Source organism: Streptosporangium sp. NPDC050284, from assembly GCF_044459525.1.
Lineage (GTDB): Bacteria > Actinomycetota > Actinomycetes > Streptosporangiales > Streptosporangiaceae > Streptosporangium.
On record NZ_JBITIZ010000024.1, the window covers coordinates 47,700 to 68,770 of the forward strand.

General features: G+C 70.3%; 20 protein-coding genes and 1 pseudogene. 12 read left to right on the forward strand and 9 right to left on the reverse strand.

What is annotated here, in order from left to right; genetic code table 11:
• The first annotated feature begins 16 nt into the window (after positions 1–16).
• On the forward strand, positions 17–877 hold the full coding sequence (locus tag ACIBH4_RS36105) for an LLM class flavin-dependent oxidoreductase (RefSeq protein ID WP_362769620.1): 861 nt from the start codon (positions 17–19) through the stop codon (positions 875–877).
• A gap of 45 nt (positions 878–922) precedes the next feature.
• Here the strand turns inward: ACIBH4_RS36105 and ACIBH4_RS36110 are convergent, their stop codons facing one another.
• Complete coding sequence (locus tag ACIBH4_RS36110; protein WP_399173645.1) at positions 923–2,065, reverse strand: RNA-guided endonuclease InsQ/TnpB family protein; 1,143 nt, start codon at positions 2,063–2,065, stop codon at positions 923–925.
• A 55-nt stretch (positions 2,066–2,120) separates the two neighbouring features.
• Here ACIBH4_RS36110 and tnpA point away from each other — a divergent pair, with 55 nt between their 5' ends.
• The 3 genes from tnpA (at position 2,121) to ACIBH4_RS36125 (ending at position 4,238) form a co-directional block, all read left to right on the forward strand.
• Positions 2,121–2,522: an IS200/IS605 family transposase gene (gene tnpA / locus ACIBH4_RS36115; RefSeq protein WP_362769856.1), complete on the forward strand. Its 402-nt coding sequence runs from the start codon at positions 2,121–2,123 to the stop codon at positions 2,520–2,522.
• A 138-nt stretch (positions 2,523–2,660) separates the two neighbouring features.
• Positions 2,661–3,086 (forward strand): nucleoside deaminase, encoded by a 426-nt coding sequence (locus ACIBH4_RS36120; RefSeq protein ID WP_362769822.1) that lies wholly within the window; start codon positions 2,661–2,663, stop codon positions 3,084–3,086.
• A gap of 213 nt (positions 3,087–3,299) precedes the next feature.
• Positions 3,300–4,238: an NADP-dependent oxidoreductase gene (locus ACIBH4_RS36125; RefSeq protein WP_362769824.1), complete on the forward strand. Its 939-nt coding sequence runs from the start codon at positions 3,300–3,302 to the stop codon at positions 4,236–4,238.
• Positions 4,239–4,303: 65 nt separating this feature from the next.
• Here the strand turns inward: ACIBH4_RS36125 and ACIBH4_RS36130 are convergent, their stop codons facing one another.
• Entirely contained in the window at positions 4,304–5,266 is a 963-nt protein-coding gene (locus ACIBH4_RS36130) for a winged helix-turn-helix domain-containing protein (protein ID WP_362769826.1), read from the reverse strand.
• Between the two features lie 47 nt (positions 5,267–5,313).
• Here ACIBH4_RS36130 and ACIBH4_RS36135 point away from each other — a divergent pair.
• Positions 5,314–5,865 (forward strand): annotated as a pseudogene (locus ACIBH4_RS36135) (MFS transporter); the annotation flags it as partial.
• A gap of 362 nt (positions 5,866–6,227) precedes the next feature.
• Here the strand turns inward: ACIBH4_RS36135 and ACIBH4_RS36140 are convergent.
• The 3 genes from ACIBH4_RS36140 to cobF all read right to left on the reverse strand — a co-directional run bounded on the left by ACIBH4_RS36140 (position 6,228) and on the right by cobF (position 9,190).
• Complete coding sequence (locus tag ACIBH4_RS36140) at positions 6,228–7,070, reverse strand: pentapeptide repeat-containing protein (protein ID WP_362769828.1); 843 nt, start codon at positions 7,068–7,070, stop codon at positions 6,228–6,230.
• 83 nt (positions 7,071–7,153) lie between these two features.
• Entirely contained in the window at positions 7,154–8,101 is a 948-nt protein-coding gene (locus ACIBH4_RS36145) for a putative protein N(5)-glutamine methyltransferase (protein ID WP_362769830.1), read from the reverse strand.
• A gap of 303 nt (positions 8,102–8,404) precedes the next feature.
• On the reverse strand, positions 8,405–9,190 hold the full coding sequence (gene cobF / locus ACIBH4_RS36150) for a precorrin-6A synthase (deacetylating) (protein ID WP_362521009.1): 786 nt from the start codon (positions 9,188–9,190) through the stop codon (positions 8,405–8,407).
• A gap of 178 nt (positions 9,191–9,368) precedes the next feature.
• Here cobF and ACIBH4_RS36155 point away from each other — a divergent pair, with 178 nt between their 5' ends.
• On the forward strand, positions 9,369–9,857 hold the full coding sequence (locus ACIBH4_RS36155) for an NUDIX domain-containing protein (RefSeq protein WP_362769832.1): 489 nt from the start codon (positions 9,369–9,371) through the stop codon (positions 9,855–9,857).
• A 157-nt stretch (positions 9,858–10,014) separates the two neighbouring features.
• Positions 10,015–10,362: a PRC-barrel domain-containing protein gene (locus ACIBH4_RS36160; protein ID WP_362521003.1), complete on the forward strand. Its 348-nt coding sequence runs from the start codon at positions 10,015–10,017 to the stop codon at positions 10,360–10,362.
• A gap of 149 nt (positions 10,363–10,511) precedes the next feature.
• On the opposite strand, the gene ACIBH4_RS36165 is transcribed toward ACIBH4_RS36160, so the two are convergent.
• Positions 10,512–11,696 carry a globin domain-containing protein gene (locus ACIBH4_RS36165; protein ID WP_362521000.1) on the reverse strand — a complete coding sequence of 395 codons (1,185 nt, stop codon included), beginning with the start codon at positions 11,694–11,696 and terminating at the stop codon, positions 10,512–10,514.
• Between the two features lie 262 nt (positions 11,697–11,958).
• On the opposite strand from ACIBH4_RS36165, the gene ACIBH4_RS36170 reads away from it, so the two are divergent.
• The gene (locus tag ACIBH4_RS36170) at positions 11,959–12,711 is read left to right on the forward strand and encodes a helix-turn-helix domain-containing protein (protein ID WP_362520997.1); all 753 of its coding nucleotides are present in this window, start codon (positions 11,959–11,961) and stop codon (positions 12,709–12,711) included.
• A gap of 168 nt (positions 12,712–12,879) precedes the next feature.
• Here the strand turns inward: ACIBH4_RS36170 and ACIBH4_RS36175 are convergent, their stop codons facing one another.
• Positions 12,880–14,598 (reverse strand): adenylyl cyclase, encoded by a 1,719-nt coding sequence (locus ACIBH4_RS36175; RefSeq protein WP_362520994.1) that lies wholly within the window; start codon positions 14,596–14,598, stop codon positions 12,880–12,882.
• 410 nt (positions 14,599–15,008) lie between these two features.
• On the opposite strand from ACIBH4_RS36175, the gene ACIBH4_RS36180 reads away from it, so the two are divergent.
• The 4 genes from ACIBH4_RS36180 to crcB all read left to right on the forward strand — a co-directional run bounded on the left by ACIBH4_RS36180 (position 15,009) and on the right by crcB (position 18,195).
• The gene (locus tag ACIBH4_RS36180; RefSeq protein WP_362769834.1) at positions 15,009–16,655 is read left to right on the forward strand and encodes an acetyl-CoA acetyltransferase; all 1,647 of its coding nucleotides are present in this window, start codon (positions 15,009–15,011) and stop codon (positions 16,653–16,655) included.
• Positions 16,656–16,952: 297 nt separating this feature from the next.
• Positions 16,953–17,474 carry a CrcB family protein gene (locus tag ACIBH4_RS36185; RefSeq protein ID WP_362520988.1) on the forward strand — a complete coding sequence of 174 codons (522 nt, stop codon included), beginning with the start codon at positions 16,953–16,955 and terminating at the stop codon, positions 17,472–17,474.
• Positions 17,471–17,812, forward strand: coding sequence for a DUF190 domain-containing protein (locus ACIBH4_RS36190; protein ID WP_362769836.1), 342 nt, complete (start codon positions 17,471–17,473; stop codon positions 17,810–17,812). Before ACIBH4_RS36185 ends, ACIBH4_RS36190 begins: the two co-directional genes overlap by 4 nt.
• Positions 17,809–18,195: a fluoride efflux transporter CrcB gene (gene crcB, locus ACIBH4_RS36195; protein WP_362769838.1), complete on the forward strand. Its 387-nt coding sequence runs from the start codon at positions 17,809–17,811 to the stop codon at positions 18,193–18,195. Before ACIBH4_RS36190 ends, crcB begins: the two co-directional genes overlap by 4 nt.
• Positions 18,196–18,246: 51 nt before the next feature.
• On the opposite strand, the gene ACIBH4_RS36200 is transcribed toward crcB, so the two are convergent.
• Both ACIBH4_RS36200 and ACIBH4_RS36205 read right to left on the reverse strand, forming a co-directional pair.
• On the reverse strand, positions 18,247–19,896 hold the full coding sequence (locus tag ACIBH4_RS36200) for a bifunctional NAD(P)/FAD-dependent oxidoreductase/class I SAM-dependent methyltransferase (RefSeq protein WP_362520979.1): 1,650 nt from the start codon (positions 19,894–19,896) through the stop codon (positions 18,247–18,249).
• 168 nt (positions 19,897–20,064) lie between these two features.
• Positions 20,065–20,892, reverse strand: a complete 828-nt coding sequence (locus ACIBH4_RS36205; protein ID WP_362520976.1) for a nitroreductase/quinone reductase family protein — start codon at positions 20,890–20,892, stop codon at positions 20,065–20,067.
• Positions 20,893–21,071: the final 179 nt, after the last annotated feature.

The window sequence follows — 21,071 nt, forward strand, 5'->3', positions numbered from 1 at the left end:
TCGATAACCTGAGATGGTGAGAGTAGGCGTCAACGTACTGAACTTCGGACCGGGCACCGACCCCGGTGTGTTGCGCGGCTGGGCGCGAACGGTGGAGGGCCTGGGCTTTCACCTGCTCATGGTCTCGGACCACGTCGTGATCACCCCGGACGTCGCCGAGCAGTATCCGTCGCCGTTCTACGAGCCCTTCACCACCCTGTCCTGGCTGGCCGGGGTGACCGACGGGATCAGGCTCGGCACCACGGTGCTCATCGTGCCGTACCGCCACCCGCTGCTCGTCGCCCGCATGGCGGCCAACCTCAACCGGCTCAGCGGCGGGCGGCTCGTCCTCGGCGTGGGCGTCGGCTGGGCGCGTCAGGAGTTCGAGGCGCTCGGGGTTCCTTTCGAGCGGCGCGGGGCGCTGACCGACGATCACCTCCGGGTGATACGCGCCGCCTGGGAGAACGACGAGGACTACCAGGCCGGGCGGATACCGATCTGGGTCGGCGGCAACGGCGACGTGGGACTGCGCCGGGCGGTACGCCTCGGAGAGGCGTGGCACCCGCTTCGCCTCCCCCTCGACCGGTTGCGCGAAGGGGTGGACCGGCTGAAGGTCATCGCGGACGAGGAACGGCGGCCGGTGCCGGGCTTCGCACCCCGCATCGTCCTGCGGCTCACGCAGGCCCCGATCACCGCTCCGGGGCGTCTCGCCGGCGAGGGCACGATCGACCAGGTCATCGACGACCTCGAACAGTTGCGCCTGCTCGGCGCCGACAGTGTCGTGCTCGATCCGTTCAACGGCGACCCGCAGGAGACGCGCCACCCGGAGGTGGCCTGGCAGGCGCTCGCGACCGTGGCGGCCCATTGGGACGTCAGCTTCTCGGCCGTGGACGACTGAGCTTGCAGTTCCTCGCCGTCGATGGCTTCGACGGTCCGGTCCGCGTCAGGCAGCGTGACTCACTGCCCAGCCCGTCTCACCGCGTGCGGCGATGTTGCGGGCTGCGTTGACGTCCGCGTGCTCAGCGAAGCCGCACGACGTACACGAGAAAGAGGCTTGATCGAGCCGGTTCTTGCGGTCCACCTGCCCACACGAGGAGCACTGCTGGGAGGTGAAAGCCGGATCGACGTAGATGACAGCGACCCCGGCCCGGGCCGCCTTGTAGCCGATGAAGCTCCCTAGTTGGTGGAAGCTCCAGGAATGCAGCGTGACCCGCTGGGGCTTGCGAAGCCGTACCCGGTCCCGGATGCCCTGGAGGTCTTCCAGGGCGATGCCGGAGCCGGTGCGTTCTGCCTCGGTCACGATCTGCTTGGCGATGACATGGTTGGTGTTGGTGGCGAATCGCGCTTCTTTGCGGCGGCGCCGTTTGAGTAGCCGCTTGGCGGATTTGGTGCGTTTGGACTGCAGGCGGCGGCGTAGCTCGCGTTGGCGGTGCCTGACCGCGTTCAGCGCTTTGCCGCAGTGACGGGTGCCGTCGCTGGTGGTGGCGAGGTTGACGATGCCCAGATCCACCCCCAGGAAGGCGCCGGGGTCCTTGACGCGGGGGGTGGGCACCTCGCAGGTCGCGATCAGGAACCACCTGCCGTCGCGGTAGACCAGATCGGACTCGCCCCTGCGGTGGGCCGACAGGGTCGTGAGCTGCTGGGCGGACGCGGTGAACTGAAGGTTCTTCAGCCTGCCGGCCACCGACCAGATCGACACCGTCCGCGCGTCGAGCTGCCAGGACAGGCAGCGGTCGTCGAACGGCTGGGCGGCGTCGGCGCGAAAGACGATCGGCGTGGATTGGGCCCGTGCCCGGCGGGCAGAGCCCGCCTTGCCCAGGTTCCCTGCTCGGAGGTTGGCGTGCAGGGTGGCGTAGGCGTCGGCGACCTTCTTGACGACGTGCTGCGCGGCCTGGGCGGCCAGCCCGTACCTGTCCTTGATCTGCGTGTAGGTGTGCTTGCGCAGGTCGTAGTTGCGAAACGTGCGCTGCTCGTGGGCTTGGCGGGAGACCTGGCAGGCGGCCGTGTTGACCGCGCGCAGGGTCGCCTCCAGCGCCGTCGCCTGCTCGGGCGTTGGCAGGAGCTTCACCCGCACCACCAGTTTCACAATCGCACACACTACCCATCGGCCCCTGTCGCCGCAGTGAAATCCTGATCCCGATATCCGCAGGGGCCGCACCGTCGTCTACAGCCTCCATGCGCAGTTAGTCTTCACTCCCACATACCGGCGGAAAGTATTCACCGACGAGCTGCCGCACCGCGGTGAAGCCATCATGATCGAGGTATGCGACAACGTCGGCGCCGTCCCGGTCGAGGTCAACGGCGAGCACGATCATGTGCACCTGCCCGTCGGCTACCCGCCCACAGTGGCCCTGCCGGTCCTGGTCAACTCCCTCAAGGGCGTCTCGGCCCGGCTGCTGCGCGAAGAGTTCGGCCCGTACGCGCGTCGATATCTGTGGGGCGGGCACTTGTGGTCCCCGCCCTACGTCGCCGCCTCCTGCGGAGGCGGCGCCCCACTGTCGATCATCAAGGAGTACATCGAAAACCAGAAACGGCCGGACTGATCCGCTCACATGAACCGGTCGTCACGGCACCGTTCGGGCCTGGAGGCCCTCCCGCGCTGTCGTTTCCTCCCGGGCGTAAACGCCCGGGAGTCCACACTAGATTCCACTGAACACCCATCGACCACGAACAGGACGATCATGACGCACGACGACGAGAAGCATCTCCGCAGGGCGATCGAACTCGCCGCCAAAGCGCGGGCGACCGGAGACGCCCCTTTCGGGTCGCTGCTGGTGGGCCCGGACGGTACGGTCCTGGTCGAGGAGCACAACACGGTTCTCAGCGACCGCGACATCAGCGCCCACCCCGAGCTGAAGCTGGCCAGGTGGGCGGCCCGCGAGCTCCCCCCCGACGTCGCGGCGGCCACGACCATGTACACCAGCTGCCAGCCCTGCCCCATGTGCGCGGGCGCCATCGAACGGTCCGGTCTCGGCCGCGTCGTGTTCGCGCTCTCCAACGAGCAACTCGCGGGCCTCAAGCCGGGAGGCGGCTGGCCGCAGGTGTCCCAGGAGGGTCCCGCGCTGTTCGCTGAGGCGCGTGTCCCGGTGGAGGGCTACTACACCTGAGGGCGGGGACTCGGCGTCCGCCAGGTACTCGCCCCGTAGCCCCACTCCAGACAGGAATGGGCCGGTGGTGCGGGCGCTGAGCTCGTACGAGAACGCGTGTCTCTCGCTGGATTCGATGTGAAACGCCCTAAGATTCACAGCTGTTCGATGTCATGAAACGCCCTATGGTGCCGTGCTGCGCGCGGGCCGGTGTGTGTTCTGGAAAGCAGGGGGATGAAAGCGATCGTTTACCGGCGTTACGGCGGGCCGGAGGTCCTGGAGTTGGAGGACGTTCCCGAGCCGAAGCTCGGCCCGGAGTCCGTTCTCATCGACGTGAAGGCGGTCTCGGTCAACCCGGTCGACTGGCAGACGGCCTCCGGGCATCTGGACAGCCGTTTCGACGTCCACTTCCCCGTCATCCCCGGCTGGGACGTCGCCGGGGTGGTCGCGGAGGTCGGCCCGACGGTCACCGGCTTCGAGGTAGGGGACGAGGTGATCGGGTATGTGCGCGAGGACTCCATCGGGCGGGGAACCTACGCCGAGCGGGTGGCCGCGCCGTTGCGCACCATCGCCCGCAAGCCCGCCAACCTGAGCTGGGAGCAGGCGGCCACCGTTCCGATCGCCGGTCTCACCGCCTACCAATCACTCGTCCACGCGCTGCGGGTGGGATCCGGTGACACCGTACTGGTGCAGGCCGCTGCGGGCGGCGTCGGATCGTTCGCCGTGGGCGTCGCCGCAGCCCTGGGGGCGCGCGTCATCGGCACCGCCTCGGCCCGCAACCACGACTACCTGCGAGGTCTCGGCGCCGAACCCGTCACCTACGGTCCCGGCCTCGAAGAACGGGTGCGCTCGCTGGCACCGACAGGGGTCACGGCGATCATGGACATGTACGGCGGCGAGGAACTGGTCTCGTCCCTCGGCCTGCTGCGCGAGGACGCCGGGGGACGGGTCGTCTCGCTCACCAACGACGGCGTTATGGAGCACGGCGGCACCTTCGTGTTCGCCCGGCCGAGCACGGAGGACCTCGACGAACTGCGACGGATGATCGAGGGCGGCCTGGCCGTCCCCGAGATCGCGACCGTCCTGGACCTGTCCGATGCGGCCGAGGCGTTCCGGCTGAGCCAGACCGGCCACGTACGAGGAAAGATCGTTCTCAGGGTCTCGGCGAGCTGACCTGAGGCCCGCGGGACCGGAGCGGGCACGTGCGCCTTTCTCGGCGCCGTACGGTGCCTCGATGTTCACGCGTTCCACTCCGTCAGGGCGTCGCCCATCGGGGTACGCGTGTAGAGCACCGACCGCCCGCTCCTGCCGCGCGAGACCAGCCCCGATCGCCTGAGCACCGCGAGGTGGTCGCCGACGCCGCCGAGCGTCATGCCCAGCCTGGCGACGAGCTGGCTGGTGCTCGCGGGCGTCGCCAGCTCCAGCAGCACCGCGGCCCTGCCCCTGCCGAGCAGCGCGGCCAGGCTGTCGGGCGCGGGTGCCCGGCTCTCCCACAGCGCGGCCACACCCCGCGCGGGATAGGTGAGCCCGAAGGCGCGCGGCGGGTCGAGGTAGACGATCCTCCCGCCGAACGCGTTGGGCATCAGGACCAGGCCGACACCGCCCAGCCGGTGCGAGGCGCCGCTGATCCGGCCGAGCAGGATCCGCTCGCCCTCCAGTGAAATCTGCACGTCCAGTCCTTCGAACACCTCGGCCCAGCCGTACACCGCCAGCCGTCCCGCCCACCGCACGATGTCACGCTCCAGCAGCGCGCGCGTCCTCGGCCAGTCGGGTTCGATCAGCGCGCTCCACACGGCGACCAGGCTCTCGGCGACCCGCTCGGCGACGTCGGGCACGTCCAGTGCCGCAGCCGTCGGCCGGCCCCGGTAACTCAGCTCCAGGTCGGCGCGGGCCTTGTGGTACGGGGTGTGCCGCACGGCCAGCGCCTCCTGGGCGAACGTGGTGTCCGCGCGGGGTGGCGGCACGCAGAAGAAGTCGGGCACGTAGTCGGTGACCACCAGCAGGTCGACCAGGGCACGCAGGACGGGGTCAGCGGCGACGAGCGCCTCGTAGCGGTCCCGCACCCTGGCCGTCCACCGCGACATTCCCGGCGAGGACCGGATACCGGCGAGCAGGGGCAGGGCGGTGACCACCTGCGCCATCGGCGACATCACGAAGCGGGTACGCGCCAGATCCTCGGGGGTGCACTCCAGATAGGCCAAGTTTCGCCTCCTGACGAAACAGTAGCCCGCCGCACGGATCGGCCCGCATGCTCCGGTGCGTGAACACCTATCGGGAGCTCTTCGCCGTCGGCCAGTTCAGGACGCTGTTCGCCGCGCAGGCCGCGAGCGTCATGGGCAAGATCATGGAAAGCCTGGCGTTGTCCACGCTCGTCTACGCCCGCACCGGGTCGCCGTTCCTGGCCGCGATCGCCTACCTCGCGGGTTTCCTGCCGCAGGCCGTCGGCGCGCTGACACTCGGAGGGCTGGCCGACGGACTGTCGCCCCGGGCGCTGCTGGTCTCGTGGGATCTGGCGAGGGCGGCCGCGGTCGCGATGCTCGCCATCGGAGTGCTGCCGGTGTGGGGGATGCTGGCGCTGGTCATGACGTGCGGGTTGTTCGACGCCGTCGCGGGCGGCGCACGCCAGGGGCTGCTGGCCGACCTGCTGCCGGGTAACGGCTACGTGTTGGGCCGCTCGGCGCTGAACATCGCGGTCGGCGCCATGCAGATCACCGGATTCGCCCTCGCCGGGACGCTGCTCGCCGTGGCCGGGCCGTACGCGGCACTGTGGTCGGGCGCGGCGCTCGGCGTGCTGGTGGCGCTCACGCAGTGGCTGGGACTGCGGGCCAGGCCGCCGAGGGTGTCGGGGCGGGTTGTCTGGCGGCAGTCCTGGGCGGTGGACGGGGAGTTGCTGGGCGACCGGCGGATCCGCGGGTTCGGGGACGGGAACGCTGGCCGAGTTCGTACCGGTCTCCGCGGCGATGGCGTTGGCGGGGGTCGCGTCACTGGTGGCGACCGCGTGCCTGTATCCCACCCTGACCCGTCGTGCGGAGGAGCGGATGCCCCGGCGGTGAAGCATCCGGCTTTCCCTGGGAAGCCGGTCGGCCGTGGAGTCATCCGGAGGCGAGCGGCCAGGGCCTCCGCTGAGCCTGGGCCGGGTGGGTGGGTGGGTGGAGGGCCGGGCTACCAGTGGGCCGGTCGGGTGAGTGACGGAGGCAGCGCGGTCCGGGCATCCCCCTTGGCCGCGTCCAGCTGGGACTGGATGAGGAAGATGCTCCCGGTGAGGTCGGCGCCCGAGAGGTCCGCGCCCCTGAGGTCGGCTCCGATGAGGTCGGCCGTCCTGAGGTCGGCGCCTCGCAGATCGGCCCCGATGAGGTAGGCCCCCCTCAGGTTGGCGCCCCGCAGGTCGGCACCCTTCAGCTTGGCTCCGATGAGGTCGGCGCCCCTGCGATCCTTCTTCTTCCCGCGCCCGGCTTCGCCGCGTACGAGCTCGCTCGTGCGCAGCAGCAGGGCGTTGACCTCCCGCCGGTGTGCCGCCACGTCCAGCCGTGCGAGAACGTCGGGGGTGTCGCGGGTGAGACGTTCGGTCCTCTCCAGGGCGAGGCCGAGCTCACCGTGGATGGAAAGGGCCGACCGCAGGGTGAGCGCCTCGGTCAGATACCAGAGCAGCTCGTGGAGGTCGCGCATGACCGGGAACACCTCGGCCATCCGCTTCGCGGTCTGTGGCGCCCGCCGCCAGTCCTGCCCGCCGAAGGTGACCTGGGAGACCTTCTGCCCGGCGCCGAAGCAGTCGTAGACGGTGCAGCCGCGGAAACCCTTGTCCCTGAGGCGGGTGTGGATGCCGCAGCGGAAGTCCGTCAGCAGGTTGGGACAGGCCTGCCCGGCCTTCTTGTCGATCGCGAAGTCCGACGAGGCCGAGAAGGCGGGCACGACGCAGCACAGCGCGAAGCAGCTCTCACAGTCGGCTCGCAGATCGGCACGATCTCCCCCGGTGGAGGGGGCCGTGTGCTCACGGCTGTCGGACAACGCGGGGATCTCCTCATGCGGGGCGGTCGCGCTGTTCGCGGTCCTTGAAACAGGGCCGCGAACAGCGATTCAACCGCTAAACCCTATCCGACCGCGTCCGTTTCCCGATCGCGGGCGGGATCGCGGGGCGGATGGAGGGTGGGCATGGTCCCGACGACGACGGTGGTGTCCAGCTCCTCGGATTCGACCACCTTCGGGACCAGCCCGTTGCGGGCGAAGGCCTCGGCGGTCTGCGGTGCCTGGCGCCGGCTCGTCTCGATCAGCAGGTGACCGCCCGGTGCGAGCCACCGCGCCGCGGACGCGGTCACCCGCCGCTGGATCTCCAGCCCGTCCGCGCCGCCGTCGAGTGCCACCCGTGGTTCGTGTACGCGGGCCTCCGGGGGCAGCAGACCGATCGCCTCCGTGGGCACGTAGGGGGCGTTGGCGGTCAGGATGTCGACGCGGCCCCGCAGCGTGGCGGGCAGCGGCTCGTAGAGATCACCCTCGTACACCCGGCCGTCGGGGGCGACGTTGCGCCGGGCACAGCGCACCGCGGCGGGGTCGATGTCGACGGCGTGCAGCTCGACCCGGTCCAGGGCCGCGACCAGTGCGGCCCCCACCGCTCCGGAGCCGCAGCACAGATCGACGACGATCCGTGGCCGAGAGGCCTGGTCGCCGGGAGCGGTGAGGTCTTCGGAGCCGGAGGAGACAGGGGGGCCGGAGGCGGGGCGGGGGAGGGGGGCGGACCGATCTGCCGATCCGGCGGTTCGGTGGGCGAGGGCGACGGCCTGGTGGACGAGCAACTCGGTGCGGCGCCGGGGGACGAAGACCCCGGTGTCCACGGCTATCCGCAGCCCGCAGAACTCCGCCCAGCCGAGGACGTGTTCGAGGGGCAGACCGGAGATCCGCCGGTCCAGCATGGCGGCGAGTCCGGACGACGTCCGCGCCGTGGAGAGGAGCAACCGTGCCTCGTCCTCGGCGAAGACGCAACCGGCGGCCCGGAGCCTGGTGACGATGACAGATTGGGGGAGAAACGGCGGTAAAGCCGACATTGGAGCCTTTCGGGATGCCGATGGGGCTCCCTCGGTCACCTACGCCGGAAGGACCGCGCGACCGTGAGACGGGAGCACCCGACCTGACACAGCGGTAATGGGTCTCACCTCCTCGATCACGTCCATTGCTGGAGGGCAACACTACCCCCGAGCCGCCCTCCGTACGAACACATTACGGCGAGGCGGCTCACCTCGGTCCTGCTGAACTCCCCGTGCCCCTGCCGAAGCGGAACGCCGACGCCGCTCCTCGGCGCGGCCGATCCGACGCCAGGACCTCGCGCGCCACTCGTCGCGACCTCCCCGTCAGGAGGGAGAGCTCCCGCGAGGAACCCGCCTCAGCAGGTACGTGTCCATGATCCAGCCCTTGCGTTCCCTCGCCTCGGCGCGGACGTCGCGGATCCGGTCGGCGACCTCCTCGACCGGCCCCGCCACCAGGATCTCGTCGGGGGTACCGAGGTAGGCGCCCCAGTAGATCTCGAAGTCGGCGGGGTCGGGCAGGGAGGCGAAGGCGTTGCGGGCGTCGAGCATCACGACGATGTCGTCGATGTCGTCGGATTCGCCGGGCCCCTCCTCGGACAGGCGGCGGCCAGTGGTGATGTGCAGGGGCCGTGCGACCCGGGTCAGGCTGGTGCGGTGCCGGGCGGCCAGCGCGGACACGCTGCTGATGCCGGCGATGACGTCGTACTCGAACTGCACCGTGCCCCGGTCGAGGACCTCCTCGACGATGGCCAGCGTGCTGTCGTAGAGGGAGGGGTCGCCCCAGACGAGGAACGCGCCGGTCTCGTCGTCGCCGAGTTCGTCGCGGACGAGCCGCTCGTAGATGTCGGCGCGGCGCGACCGCCAGTCCTCCACCGCGCCCGCGTAGGCGGGGGTGGTCCGGTCGCGGTCGGGGTCGCGGGCCTCGACCAGCCGGTACGGGGCGCGGGCGTGCGCGTCGACGAGGTCCTGCCGGAGTTGGACGAGGTCGTGCTTGGCCTCTCCCTTGTCGAGGATGAAGAACACGTCGGCCGTCGCGATGGCCTTGACCGCCTGAAGGGTGAGGTGGTCGGGGTTTCCCGCGCCGATGCCGATGATGAGGATTCGCTTCACGCGGGCAAGTCTGCCCCCTGTGCGAAGAGGACGTCGCGCCGGGCGGCATCCGGGCAGGACGGCTCGACATCCGTCCCGGCAGACTGCGGCCGGGCGGTGCGACGCGGGATCTCGTCGCGGGTCCCCGTTCGGGGGGAGAAGTCGGATCAAGACATCGTTCTGGTCTAGTCTCGCGATCGTGACGATCAGGAACTCGCACTGCTCCTTCTGTGGCGGAGCCTTCGCCCCCGACCAGGCGTGGCCGCGCACCTGCTCCGGCTGCGGGAACACCTCCTACCTCAACCCGCTGCCGGTCGCGGTGATGGTGTTGCCGGTGGACGAGGGCCTGCTGGTGGTCCGTCGTGGCGTCGAACCGCACCGAGGCGCTCTCGCGCTGCCCGGTGGCTTCGTGGACATGGGTGAGTCCTGGCAGCAGGCGGCCGTCCGGGAGCTCCACGAGGAGACGGGGGTCGTCGTCGATCCGGACGGCGTGCGCCTCCTCGACGTGCTCAGCGCCCCCGACGGGACCGTGCTGGTCTTCGCCCTGGGGCCTCGGACGAGCGCGGCCGACCTTCCGCCGGTCGCGCCGACGGACGAGACGACGGAGTGGCTGCTGATCGACGGACCGCGAGAGCTCGCGTTCCCGCTGCACACCCGGATCGTGGCGGAGTACTTCGCCGCGAAATGATTGCGCGGTCGTCGGCACCGGTGGATTCGGTCCTCGACCTCGGAGGGAGGGACGGCGCGACCGCCGGGGTCCGGTCCCGGATCTCCGACGGCCTGTTTAGCGCGGGCGCGGCGGGTAGGGGGCGGTTGTCCCACCTTCACCGACGAGGAGAAACACCATGACGGACGTGTGGAGCTACCGCCCCGACACCTACAGCGGCGAGCAGGCGCTGGATCTCGTGGGGTTCGACGTGGAGGCCACCGACGGCAAGATCGGTTCGGTGGACGAGGAGAGCAACACGGTAGGCAACAGCTACATCGTCGTCGACACCGGGTTCTGGATTTTCGGCAAGAAGGTGTTGCTGCCGGCCGGTACCGTTCACCAGATCGATCCGCAGGAGCGCAAGATCTACGTCTCGCGCACCAAGCAGGAGATCAAGGACGCGCCGGAGTTCGACGAGGCGACCTACCGGGAGCCCGACTACCGCGACAAGCTGGGCGGCTACTACGGCCCCGGCACGCTGTAGTCATTGACCGTCAACGAGCCCTTCCCCACCAGGGGAGGGGCTCGTTCTCCGTCTTCACCTCATTTCGCGTTATTCCGCTTTCCGCGCCGCCATCCGTGTCGGTGCCTTCGGCGGGGTGCGGCTCGCACCGGGTGAGCCGGGATCTCCGATCAGTTCTGGCCGAGCCAGAGGTCGGGCCCGAACACCTCGTAGTGGATGTCGGAGGCGGGCACCCCGCGCTGGAGCAGTTCGGTGCGCACACCGCGCATGAACGGCAGCGGCCCGCAGAGATAGGCGACCAGGGGGTCGGGGAGGTCGATCCGGGTCAGGTCGACGTGGCCGAGGTTGGGTGCCGGTCGGCATGAGCAGTCGCCCACCTCCTCGTACCACCGGTGCAGGGTGGCGCCGGGCAGGGTGGCGACCAGCCGCTTGAGCTCGTCCCGGTGGGCGTGGTCGGCGGGGCTGCGGTCGGCGTGGACGACGGTGATCCGGCGGGTGGAACCGGTCGCCGCGAGGTGCTCGACCATCGACAGGATGGGGGTGGCGCCGATTCCCGCCGAGGCCAGGAGCAGCGGGGGGCCGTCGGCGGGCAGGGTCAGGTCGCCGAACGGCGCGGAGATCGTCAGCTCGTCCCCGGCCCGGACGTTGGCGTGCAGCCAGCTGGAAACCTCTCCGTCCGGGGTGTCGCCGCCGCGCACCCGTTTGACGGTGATCCGCCAGTCGTCCCGCTCGGGGGCGCAGGAGAGGCTGTACTGCCGGATCTGCCGTGCGCCGCCGGGCAGGGCGACCGCGACGCTGACGTACTGGCCGGGCTTGAAGGACAGGGGGACCTGCGGTCGCAGGGTGAAGGAGACCGCGTCCGGGGTCTCGCGCCGCCGTCCGAGCACCGTGGCCCGCAGCCAGCCCTCGCCGGTGGAGTGGCGGTAGAGATCCGCCTCCAGGGCGATGAGCGCGTTCGCCATCAGCCAGTAGACCTCGTCCCAGGCCGCCACCACCTCGGGGGTGGCGCCATCGCCGAGCACCTCGGCGATGGCTGCGAAGAGGTATTTGTGCACCATGTCGTACTGCTCGGGGGTGATGCCGAGGGAGGCGTGCTTGTTGGCGATCCTGGTGAGGATCGCGTCCGGCCGGTCGTCGGGACACCGCACCAGGAGGGTGGCGAAGGCGGTGATCGACCCGGCGAGCGCGCTGCGCTGTTCGCCGTTGGCCTGGTTGCCGCGATTGAAAAGTTCGCGCAGCAGGTCGGGGTGGTCGGCGAACATCATCTCGTAGAAGCGCGCCGAGATGTCCTGGATGGAGCCACCGACCACCGGCAGGGTGGCACGGACGATCGCGGCCGAATCTGGGGAAAGCACAGGTCCTCCAACCAATAAATGATCTTCATGCTCAGGTGGAGACACACGTCGAGCCTGTTCAGACGTGGCTTCCTTCCGTCGGCCCTATTTATACAAGTATTTTTTGTATAAACTCAAGTCGTGGCCCACCGGGCCGGACGGGAACGGGCGTTCGCGGAGGGGCGTCCGGCCCGCCGCGTCTACGATGGCGGCCGGAGACTTCGCGTCCGGCCGGACGAGCGTGTCGCGGCACCGCCGCGGGGGAGAGGGAGGTGAGCCGGTCATGGCCGAGCCGAGGAGACCGCACGGGACCGATGACGCCATGGGTGGCGTGACGTCCGTACGGGCCGCCGGACAGCTCGCGCCGCCGACCGGTCGCCGACGGCTCATCCTGACGATGCTTCGCGAGTCCGGGGCGCCGCTCGGCGTGGTCGAGATCGCCGAGCGGCTCGACGTCCATCCCAACACGGTGCGCTTCCATCTCGACGCCTTGGTCGACAGCGGTCAGATCGAGCGGGTTCATGCCGCACCTGCCGGTCCCGGCCGGCCGCCGTTGGTGTTCCGTGCACGGCCGGGGATGGATCACGCCGGCCCGCGCAACTATCGCCTGCTGGCCGAGATCCTGGCCGGCAACCTGGCCGCCGGCCCGGAACCCGCGGCCAGGGCGACTGAGGCCGGGCGGACGTGGGGAGGCATCCTGGCCGGGCGGTCGGCTTCGCCGGCCGTCCCCACGCGGGAGCAGGCGGTGGGCGAGCTGGTACACCTCCTCGACGACCTCGGGTTCGCCCCCGAGGAACAAGCGGAGGAGCGGTCAGAGGAACGAGCCGCGGTCGACGGCGGGCGGATCGGGCTGCGGCACTGCCCGTTCCTCGAACTCGTCAAGACCCAAGCCAAGGTGATCTGCCCGCTGCACCTCGGGCTCATGCAGGGGGCGATGACGGCAATCGGCTCCCCGGTGACCGTGGACCGGCTCGAACCGTTCGCCGAGCCCGACCTGTGCCTCGCGCACCTCGCGACGGCCCGTGACGCTCCGTGACCGGATCTCAACTGTGATCGCCCCGGCCTGCTGACCGTCCGCCACCGCGTGACCTCCCACCGGGCCCCGCGGCGGACCTCCGGTCGCCGGGGCGAACGCCGCGTTCCGGGACCTCCCCGAGACCTCGCCAGAGCCTTGGGGCGGTTCCGGACCGCGGTGGAGATTCGATCAGGGGTAATTGACCAGGTTGGCCACGTTGGTAATGGAGTTGGACGGGCCGCCCGTCGTGTTGACGATGTTGCGGATCGTGCCGACGCCACCGAGTGAGACCGTCACCATGTTGTGGAGGCGGACTCCCGGCTTGTTCGGCACCTCGAACGCGCGGGCCGCCACGACCCCCGGGTTGACATTGAAGTAGCAGTAGCTGCCCAGACCCCAGGCCTCGTGCGTGGTGACCGAGTCGGCCACCTTGTACGCGGCGTAGCCCTGCGTGCTCCCGTTCATCCAGGCGGCCTGGTTGGGTGGGTCATAGGGCATCTCGTTCTGGTAGAAGTACGTCCGGCCGCCGTTGCCGTTCCAGACGGTCTGGTGTTGCTGGTAGTGCTCGACGAACAGGCCGTACATCGTGACGTCGTCGCCGTTGACGGTGAGTCCGTTGGCGGCGGTGTTGGTGCTCCACCCGATGCCGCTGCCGTGGTCACCACGCCAGATCCACAGGTGGTCTCCGATCACGTTGTCGCTGTTGACGACGAGGCTCTGGGTGGCCTTGCCGACGGCCGCGCCACCGACTCGGAAGTACACGTCGTGTAGCGACGTCGGGTTGGCGGCGTGGCTCGCCGACGATCCCGTGGGACCGACCTGCATCAGCATGGCCGAGTTGGTGGTACCCGCGTCGATCAGCAGCCCGGCGACCTTGACGCCGTCCACGTCGGCGACGGTCATCGCGGTCACACCGTTGTCGGGAATCAGCGTGGCCAGGCCCAGGCCGAGCACGACGGTGTTGGCCCGGGTCACCCTGATCGTGTCGTTGAGGTGGTAGACGGCGGGGGTGAACAGCAGGTTCAGGCCTTGTGCGAGTGCCGCGTTGATGTCCGCCGCGGTGTGGCCGGGCTTGACGACGAAGAACTGGCCGATCGGGATCGAGGTGCCCGCAGGGTTGCCGCCGGTCCACGTCGTGCCGGAGGAGTTCGTCCGCAGCGCCGGCACGAACACCTGGTAGGCGCCGGCCTGGTCGACGTACAGGAACGGCTTCTCGCGCACGACTGGCGTGGTCGTGACCCTGGTGTAGGGCGGGTTCGGGAAGTTGCCCGCGGGCGGGTTGTTCACGCCCACGAACACCATGTTCCAGTTGGAACCGGTCCAGCCGCCCCACTCGGCGTTGCGCGACAGCCACTGCTGCTGCGTCCCCGACCTGACCTGGCCGTCGATCTTCGAGTCGGCGATGAAGCCGCCGCTCGACCAGCCGCCGTCGTCGAGTTGCAGGTTGCCGCGCAGGTGCATCCGCCGGTACGAGGCGGCCTGCGAGACCGCCCAGCGGTCGGTGCCGGAGGGCGGGGTGACCGACAGGTTCTCGGCTCCGCGCCAGAAGTTGTGGGTCGCGTTGCCCTGGAACCAGTCGGCCTCGGCGTGCACGGCGCCGTTGATGGTGACGTTGTCGGGTGACAGGCCGAGACCGGCGATCTGCGTGTAGAAGCCGATGTTGGCGTCCACCGAGTATGAGCCGGGCTTGAACAGCAGGGCGAAGCGGTTGCCACCGAACTGGTTGGTCTGCTGCTGGCTGAAGACCGCGTTGAGCCTGGCCTGGATGGTCGCGGTGGGCGTCGACGGGTCGAAGATGCTCACGTTCGGGCCGAGGTCGGGGTTGTTCCCGCTCGGTGGAGGGGTGCCCAGGCTGAAGGACTGGGCGACCGCGCCCGGGAGTGGCGGTGGGGGGTGCTGCGGAGTCACGGTGGCTCTTCTCTCTGGGAGGTCTTCGCGGGCCGCGGCACGCGCTCCTGAAGCCACGGACCACGGGGTGCTTCCGGTGGGGTGAACGGCCCCGAAACCCCCTCCCATCGGCTGGAAGGAACGCCCTGGTAACTTCACCCCTTAAAATTACCTCGGATCAAACATGTGATCAGAAAGCTTGTCAATAGGAAAGTTTCCAAATAGTAGTTGCATGGACGCTGCGGTGAGGATCTGAGCGCGGCTCTTCGTCCCCGGAACCTCCGCCGGTCCGACCTCTCGGCGATCGCGTGGGGAAGGAGATACGCTCCATCCTTTAAGGGCGGTATTTAGCTGTAAATCACGGGTGACCAGGGTGACCATCACGTCGGGGTGGCGACGCCCCCCGGCGCCGGATCCGCTGGAGCGTGAAGATGACCTTCGAGGACCTCGACCCCCGCACGCCGGTGCTCGTGGGCGTCGGGCAGTCGTCCGAGCGGATCGGCGAGCGCGACTACCGGCGCCTGTCACCCGTCGAGCTCGCGGCGGCCGCCGTCCACGAGGCCCTCGCCGACACCGGCGCGGACCCCGTGGACGTCGCCGCCGCCGTCGACACCGTGGCGGGGGTGCGCCAGTTCGAGATCTCCGCGCCCGGCGCCCTCGCACCGCTGGGCAGGTCCACCAACTACCCTCGCTCCGTCGCGAACCGAGTGGGTGCGAACCCTGGCAGGGCGATCCTGGAGGTGGCCGGCGGGCAGGCGCCCCAGCACCTGGTCAACGAGCTCGCCGCGACGATCGCGGCGGGCTCCTCGCGGGTGGCCCTCATCTTCGGATCCGAGGCGATCTCGACGGCCCTGCACCTGGCAGGGGCCGAGGACAGACCCGATTTCAGCGAGACCGTCGAAGGTGATCTAGAGGATCGCGGCTATGGGCTCAAGGGGCTCGTCTCCCGGTTCCTGGCCGCGCACGGGCTGGCGGGCGCGCCGAGCCAGTACGCGCTGTTCGACAACGCGCGCCGGGCCCGACTCGGGCAGACGAGGCGGGAGTACGCGGCCGGGATGGGGGCGCTGTTCGCCCCGTTCACCAGGGTCGCCGCCGCCAACCCGCACGCCGCCGTGCCCGTCGAACGCGATGCTGGGGAACTGGTCACCCCGACCGAGGGCAACCGGCTCATCGCCGATCCCTACACCCGCTACCTCGTCGCGCGCGAGAAGGTCAACCAGGGGGCGGCCGTCCTGCTGATGTCCGTGGCCGACGCCGGGCGTCTCGGCGTCCCCGCGCAGAGGTGGGTCTTCCTGCACGGCCATGCCGACCTGCGCGAGCGCGACCTGCTGGACCGGGCCGACCTCGCTGCGGGACCGGCCTCCGTGATGGCCGCCCGGCACGCCCTGGACCTGGCGGGCATCGGGGTGGACGACCTGCACGCCATCGATCTGTACAGCTGTTTTCCCATCGCCGTCTCCAACATCTGCGACGGCCTCGGCCTGGCCGCCGACGACCCGCGCGGGCTGACGGTCACCGGAGGACTTCCCTTCTTCGGCGGAGCGGGCAACAACTACTCGACGCACGCGATAGCCGAGATCGTTCAGAGGCTCCGCGCCAGACCCGGCTCGTACGGCATGGTGGGGGCGAACGGCGGCATGCTGAGCAAGTACTCGGTCGGCGTCTACTCGACCGCCCCCGCCGGGTGGCGCCAGGATCGCAGCGCCGAGCTTCAGGCCGAGATCGACGCCTGGCCCGCCGTTCCGCAGGCCGTCCGGGCCGACGGGCGGGGCACGATCGAGACCTACACCGTGAGGCACCGGCGTGACGGCACCCGCGTCGGCATCGTGATCGGGAGGCTCGAGGCCGATGGCCGCCGCTTCCTGGCGAAGACCGCCGACGGCGACGAGGAGACGCTCGCCCTGCTCGGCGACGGCGAGCCCGTCGGGAGGCGTGTCCACGTCCGCTCCTTCGACGCCGGTAACCGGGTGAGCACGGATGCCACCGTGCTGGACCGGCTCATGACCGGTGGGGACTCCGCCGGGGGCGTCACGGCTCCGCGCGCCGGCCTTGGTGGCGCGACCGCAGAACGGACGTGAGGAGCGCGGCACCGTAGGACAGAGGGCTCTCCGAGCGACGAGATCCTGTCTCACCCGAATGGCGGTCCGCGGCTCCCTTTCCGTGATTTTCCGCGACACGGGCCTCGGGGAGTGGCCGTACGGATGATCGTGAAGCGGTCGCGCTAGGCTGGGAACGAGGAGTCCGCCGATATCCGTCGGGCCTCGCGGCGGTGGGGCCCGCCGCTCCCAACCGCGGCACCCGCCGCCAACGGTCCCTACCGTGACAGGTGGTGCCCGTGCGGTCGTGCCGGGCATTCCCCGCGTGTAGGGAGAGGCATGCGTCCGGACCAGGTGAGGTTCACGGTGGCGACCGAGCCCGTCGACCCCGACATCGACCCCGACCTCGATCCACCCGGTGCGCGCGGGGGCGGCGAGTCGCGTCGCTCCCATCGCGCCGTCCTGGCGGTGATCGCCACCGGTGGCGCGATCGGCGCGGGTGCCCGCTACGGAGCCGCCCTGCTGTGGCCGACCGCGGCCGATTCCTTCCCATGGACGACGCTGACGGTGAACGCGGCCGGTTGCCTGCTGGTCGGTGTTCTCATGGTCGTGCTCACCGAGGCGTGGACGGCGCCCACCTGGGCGCGGCCGTTCCTGGCCACCGGGGTGCTGGGCGGCTTCACCACCTTCTCCACCTACTGCCTGGACATCGAGCGCCTGGTCTCCGCCGGCCGGATCGGCCCGGCACTCGGCTACCTGGCGGTGACGGTCACCGCGGCCCTGGTCGCGGTGACGGCCGGCGCATGGACCACCCGCAGGCTCCTGGCGGGGGCAGCGAGGGTGGAGAGGGGAACGCGATGATTCCAGCCGGACGGGCACTGAGGTTGACGATCTTCGTCGACGACACGGACACCTGGCGCCACCGGCCCCTGTACACCGAGATCGTGCACCGAGCCCACGCCGCCGGGCTGGCAGGGGCGTCCGTCTTCCGCGGCATCGAAGGCTTCGGCGCCACCTCGATGGTGCACACCACCCGACTGCTGTCGATGGCCGACCACCTGCCGGTGATCGTCACGATCATCGACACCGAGGAACAGATCCGTGCCTTCCTGCCGAGGCTGGACGACCTCCTCACCGAAGGGCTGGCCACCCTGGACGAGGTCGAGGTCGTCCGCCCCGGGACCGGGGCGGCGACGTGAGCGGGCCGCAGAACTGGCTCGCGGTGCTGCTCGGCGGTGCCGTCGGGGCGCCGCTGCGCTATCTGACGGACCGGGCCGTGCAGGCCCGCCACGACACGCTCTTCCCCTGGGGCACCTTCACCGTCAACGTGGTCGGCTCGCTGATCCTGGGAGCCCTGACCGGGACGGCGCTGTCCGGCGCGGTGGGCCCCGGCGTGCAACTGCTGCTCGGCACCGGTTTCTGCGGGGCGCTGACCACGTACTCGACGTTCTCCTACGAGACGCTGCGGCTCGCCGAGACCGGCGCGGTCCTCTTCGTCGTGGTCAACGTCGTCGCCTCGGTCGTTGCCGGTCTCGGCGCGGTGTTCCTCGGCCTCGCCCTCGCCCAGGCGATCGTCGTGTGACCTCGTCTCACGAGGTACGGGAGACACCCGGCCCCGGGAAGGGGCCGCCGTTCAGCCCTTCAGGCGCCGGACCTTGAGGACGTTGTCGGTGCGGGTGGTGGGCTGTCCTTCGGGGTCGTTCTGGATCCGCTCGTGTTCCTCGCAGAGCAGCACCTCCCACTCCCCTTCTGTGAGCTCCAGGCTTTCCAGCACCTCCTGCGGCGTGGGGAGGTGCACGTCGGGATGGGGGTTGTGCTCCCAGGCGGGGAATCCCGCGTGCCCGACGATGAGGAGCGTCCCGCCGGGCGCGACCGCCGAGGCGGCGGTCCGCAGGATCTTCTCTCGTGGCATGTCGCCGGGGGAGTGCAGGAAGTGGGCGGAGACGAGATCGAAGACGCCCTCGGGGAAGGAGACTCCCAGGTCGTGCCGCTGCCAGTCGACAAGGTCGGTGACGTCCGCCGACGCGGCGTGCCGGGCGGCGCGTTCCAGCGCGACACCGGAGATGTCGGTGGCGGTGACGCGCCACCCCTGCCGCGCGAGCCAGATCGCGTCGGCGCCCTCGCCGCATCCCAGGTCCAGGGCACTGCCCGGCTCCACACCGGTGATCTCGCGGACCAGGACGACGTTGGGGTTCCCGCTCCAGATCCGGTCGCTCTCACCGTAGCGGAGGTCCCAGAACTCCTCCTCGGGGACGACACCCTCCCGCGCGTGCTCGTGCCGGTCGGAGTCGCGGCGGGCGGTGACGGCCCGGCGGGTCTCCTCGGCGACCAGGTCGGCGTTGATCGCGGCGCCCGCACGCCCGCCCGCCGCGGCGGCACCGATCACCTGATCGGTCAGTGCGGTGACGTTCCCTGCCACCCACACCCCGGGCAGCGCCGTCGCCCCGGACGGGTCGGCGGCGACGTAGCTGCCGACCACGTGCCCGCCCATCTCCTGGTCGGTCGTCTCCAGGCCCAGGCCGGTGAGGAGGCCGGAGCGGGCGGTGAAGCGCGGGGTCACCACGAGAGCCTGAAGGGGGATCACCCGGCCGTCGGCCAGACGCAGGCCGCTGAGCCGGTCGTCCGCCACCTCCAGCGCCGTCACCGGCCCGTCGACCACGGCGATGTCGCGGGCGGCGAGCTGCTCGTACTCCTCGGCGCCGAACTCGGGCGCGGTGTGCGAGAAGAAGGTCACGTCCCTGCTCCACTGCCGCCACAGCAGGGCCTGGTGAACCGCGAGCGGCCCGGTGGCGAGGACGCCGATCGCCTGATCACGCACCTCCCAGCCGTGGCAGTACGGGCAGTGCAGGACCTCGCGCCCCCAGCGTTCCCTCAGGCCCGGCACCTCGGGCAGCTCGTCGACCAGACCGGTGGTCACGAGCAGCCGGTCCGCCACGACCGAGATCCCGCCGTCGACGGCGACGCGGAAACCTCCGGTGTCCAGGCGCTCGGCCGCCACGACGTCACCCCGCATGATCTCGCCGCCGTAGCGGGTCACCTCCGCGCGCCCCGCGGCCACCAGCTCCGAGGGGGGCGTACCGTCGCGCGTCAGGTAGGAGTGCACGTGTGACGCCGGAGCGTTGCGCGGCCGGCCCGCGTCGATCACCAGCACCGAGCGCCGCGCACGGGCCAGGGTCAGCGCCCCGCTCAGCCCGGCCGCGCCACCGCCGACGACCACGACGTCGTAGCGCCGCTCCTCACCCGCAGGGGTGGCGGTCACGGTCTGTTCCGCTTGTACGGTCATGTGTGAAACCTCCGTTCGCCGTGAATACTGCGCCCACTCCTCCGAGTCCGGCAAACTTAGTTGCCGAATCGGCAAACAGGGGAGTGGCGGGCCTGAGGAGCGGACGCGGGGCGCGTGACCCGCGTACCGGCCGACGGCGAACGTCACCGGTACGCGGGCGGCGGGGTTCTACGCGTCGAGGATCGGGAGCAACTGCTCCTCCTCGTAGCTCAGGTGCCTTTCCAGCTCGTCCGTGAGCCGCTCGACCTCGGGGAGTACCAGCAGCCGATCCGCACCCTCGGTGGAGATGACCTCCCGCAACTCCTCGATGAGAGCCGCGATCTTCTCGTGTTCCCGGCTCAGCCGCTCCAGGGTCGGGGCGAGTTCGGGATAGCGCCCGGTGAGGAAGGGGAACAGCGCGATGTCCTCACCGGTGTGATGGTTGTGCAGCCCCTGACAGAGGGTGAGGCAGTTCACCCGCAGCTGGGCGCCCAGTCCGGGACCCGAATCGGTGACCTCCTTGCGGATCAGGGCGAGCTCTCGCCGGAACGCCTCGTGGACCATTCTGAGGGCCGCGCCCGCCGACGACGCGTTCGGCGGCCCGCCGCCGACCTGCTGGAGGGCGACCACCGGGATGACACGCGCCGTCTTGGCCTGGTACTCGGCCCACCCGGGGTCGGCCTCGGCCGCGCGGGCGAAGACGCGGTCGCGTTCGGCGCCCTCCAGGACGGCGGCCCGCGCCTCGTAGGTGAAAATGCCGTCCTCGACCGTGACGAGAGGGTTGGCAACCAGGTTGTGGAACCAGGCGGGGTGGTTCGGCGAACCCCCTGCCGAGGCGATGACCAGAACCCGGTCACCACCGTCGGGAAGATAGCCGAGCGGGGTCGTGTGCCGGGCGCCGGACCGTGCCCCGACGGTGGTGAGCAGGAGCAGCCGGGCACCTTCGAAGGGGCCGCCGACCCGCCCGCCGTTGGCGCGGAACTCCTCGATGATCTGCTGGTTGAATTCGTTGGGCATTCTCTGTTTTCTTCTCCGGGATCGATGGTCCCGCGATTGTTCGCGGGCATGACGAAGGAACGTCCGATGGGCAGGACGAAATCACCACGAGGCGACCGCGACCGTGGTGCGGGAAATCAGGAAGGCGCGCCGGGCGACCGGCCCGGCCGGCGATTCACCGCCGGGGCCGGTTCACGAAG

What these genes read in the sequence shown, in the direction of transcription:
- ACIBH4_RS36120 (WP_362769822.1), top strand. Translation starts at nt 2,661, where the DNA reads ATGACGCACGACGACGAGAAGCATCTCCGCAGGGCGATCGAACTCGCC.
- ACIBH4_RS36125 (WP_362769824.1), top strand. Translation starts at nt 3,300, where the DNA reads ATGAAAGCGATCGTTTACCGGCGTTACGGCGGGCCGGAGGTCCTGGAG.
- ACIBH4_RS36145 (WP_362769830.1), bottom strand. Translation starts at nt 8,101, where the DNA reads ATGTCGGCTTTACCGCCGTTTCTCCCCCAATCTGTCATCGTCACCAGG.
- ACIBH4_RS36160 (WP_362521003.1), top strand. Translation starts at nt 10,015, where the DNA reads ATGACGGACGTGTGGAGCTACCGCCCCGACACCTACAGCGGCGAGCAG.
- ACIBH4_RS36170 (WP_362520997.1), top strand. Translation starts at nt 11,959, where the DNA reads ATGGCCGAGCCGAGGAGACCGCACGGGACCGATGACGCCATGGGTGGC.
- ACIBH4_RS36180 (WP_362769834.1), top strand. Translation starts at nt 15,009, where the DNA reads ATGACCTTCGAGGACCTCGACCCCCGCACGCCGGTGCTCGTGGGCGTC.
- ACIBH4_RS36185 (WP_362520988.1), top strand. Translation starts at nt 16,953, where the DNA reads ATGCGTCCGGACCAGGTGAGGTTCACGGTGGCGACCGAGCCCGTCGAC.
- ACIBH4_RS36190 (WP_362769836.1), top strand. Translation starts at nt 17,471, where the DNA reads ATGATTCCAGCCGGACGGGCACTGAGGTTGACGATCTTCGTCGACGAC.
- ACIBH4_RS36200 (WP_362520979.1), bottom strand. Translation starts at nt 19,896, where the DNA reads ATGACCGTACAAGCGGAACAGACCGTGACCGCCACCCCTGCGGGTGAG.
- ACIBH4_RS36205 (WP_362520976.1), bottom strand. Translation starts at nt 20,892, where the DNA reads ATGCCCAACGAATTCAACCAGCAGATCATCGAGGAGTTCCGCGCCAAC.